Source organism: Herbaspirillum chlorophenolicum, assembly GCF_001189955.1.
In the GTDB taxonomy this organism is placed as follows: domain Bacteria; phylum Pseudomonadota; class Gammaproteobacteria; order Burkholderiales; family Burkholderiaceae_D; genus Herbaspirillum; species Herbaspirillum chlorophenolicum.
This window is the reverse complement of the sequence record NZ_LFLT01000128.1, coordinates 1-1,888: the sequence shown is the minus strand read 5'-3', so window position 1 is coordinate 1,888 and position 1,888 is coordinate 1. Positions and strand designations below refer to the sequence as shown.

2 protein-coding genes and 2 pseudogenes are annotated in these 1,888 nt (G+C 57.3%); all 4 read right to left on the bottom strand.

Annotation, left to right across the window (positions count from 1 at the left end; all coding sequences use genetic code 11):
* A pseudogene (locus AKL28_RS23455) lies at positions 1–288 on the bottom strand (Y-family DNA polymerase); the annotation flags it as partial.
* A 188-nt stretch (positions 289–476) separates the two neighbouring features.
* Positions 477–1,214, bottom strand: coding sequence for an arsenical resistance protein ArsH (gene arsH, locus AKL28_RS23450; protein WP_414735712.1), 738 nt, complete (start codon positions 1,212–1,214; stop codon positions 477–479).
* Positions 1,180–1,608: an arsenate reductase (glutaredoxin) gene (gene arsC, locus AKL28_RS23445; RefSeq protein WP_050470689.1), complete on the bottom strand. Its 429-nt coding sequence runs from the start codon at positions 1,606–1,608 to the stop codon at positions 1,180–1,182. Before arsC ends, arsH begins: the two co-directional genes overlap by 35 nt.
* 9 nt (positions 1,609–1,617) lie before the next feature.
* A pseudogene (locus AKL28_RS23440) lies at positions 1,618–1,888 on the bottom strand (MFS transporter); the annotation flags it as partial.

Genomic DNA, 1,888 nt, shown 5'->3' with positions numbered 1-1,888 from the left:
GACTCCAACCCACTGATCGACCCTGTCGCGGATGCTCTGCCCCATGGCGGTCATGCAAGGCCACAGGCTGGCCAGGCCATCCAACGCCAGGAACGACTCGTCGATCGAATACACCTCGACCCGCGGGCTGTACTGTCTGAGAACTTCCATTACGCGATTACTCATATCCGCGTAGAGCGTGTAATTTGAAGAGAGCGCCACGATGCCATGCTGTGCGGCCAAGTTTTGCATTTGAAACCAGGGAGCCGCCATCTTGATGCCGAGAAGTTTCGCCTCGTTTGAGCGAGAGACCGCACAGCCATCGTTGTGTCTGAAAGATGCTAACTGTTAGCACCCTCTAACTATTTGTTTTTGCTGGCTTTCTTGAGCTAACTGTTTCACCTTGTTTTATGTTGGAACGGGCCAGCGGAGAGTCTTGAAGCGGTACTGGCCGCTGGGCAAGAATGGACTTGCGAATGGCGAATGGCGAATAGCGGCTACAGCTTGGTCTGGCTCATACGCTTGGCCAACTCTGCAGCAGTCTCCCGCCGTTCGCTATAGCGATCGGTCAGGAATGGCGAGATATCGCGCGTCAGCAGTGTGAGTTTGAACAGCTCTTCCATCACGTCGACCACGCGCTCATAGTATGGCGACGGTTTCATCCTGCCGTCGTCGTCAAACTCTTGGTAGGCCTTGGCCACCGATGACTGATTAGGAATGGTCAGCATACGCATCCAGCGGCCGAGGATCCGCATTTGGTTCACGGCGTTGAAGGACTGCGAACCGCCGGATACTTCCATGACGGCCAACGTCTTGCCTTGAGACGGACGAATGGCCCCTTGTGACAGCGGGATCCAGTCGATTTGAGCCTTCATGATGCCGGTCATGGCGCCATGACGCTCAGGCGAGCACCACACCATTCCTTCGGACCAGTTGGCCAGTTCGCGCAGTTCCACGACCTTCGGATGTGTCTCCGGCTCACTATCCGGCAACGGCAAGCCGCGGGGATCAAATATCTTGACCTCGCCGCCCATCGCTTCCAGCAGCCGGGCGGCTTCCATGGTCAGTAATCGGCTATAAGAACGTTCACGAACAGATCCGTACAGCAGGAGAAAGCGCGGACGGTGGGTCGATGCGCCAATTTTCGAGAAGTCACCGATCCCAGGCACCTTGAATTGACCGGGGTCGACGTTAGGCAGATCAGTTACTTGGTGCGACACGTTGGCCCTCCGCATTGATCACGACTTCGCCGTCTTCCTTGGTGAAAGCGCCTTGTTGCGGGTTCGGAAGGATGTCCAATACCAACTCGGATGGACGGCACAGCCTGGTTCCCTTGGTCGTCACGACGAATGGCCTGTTGATCAGGATGGGATTGGCCAGCATTGCATCCAGTAGTTGATCGTCGGTCAAAGAGACGTCATCCAGGCCCAGCTCGGCGTAAGGCGTGCCTTTCTGGCGAATGGCCTCGCGAACCGTCAGACCGGCATCCTGAATCATCTTGACCAGCTGCTCGCGGCCGGGGGGATGCTGCAGATACTCAATCACGGTCGGCTCTTCACCGCTGTTGCGGATCATGGCCAGGGTGTTGCGGGAGGTTCCGCATGCAGGGTTGTGATAGATGGTAGTCATGGTGTAGTCCTATTGTGAGATCGGCTCTGATTGCGGGCGAATCGCCGCCGTAGCGAAAAAGAAGAGAATTGCTCCCGTCGCCGCTATGGCAACCAAGGCAGCAATGGCACCGGGATAGCCGCCGCCGGCGCTATACAGGAGCGATGCGACGAACGGACCGGCAGCGAAAGCGATTGTGACGGGCGTTGCCATCGCGCCGCTGATGGCACCATAGGCTTCACGGCCATACAATTCAGCCGGTAGCGTCCCGCGAACGATGGTCATGACGCCGTTACCCATA

Excerpts from the sequence above, each read along its gene's own strand:
- arsC (WP_050470689.1), bottom strand. The coding sequence starts at position 1,608 with ATGACTACCATCTATCACAACCCTGCATGCGGAACCTCCCGCAACACC.
- arsH (WP_414735712.1), bottom strand. The coding sequence starts at position 1,214 with ATGCGGAGGGCCAACGTGTCGCACCAAGTAACTGATCTGCCTAACGTC.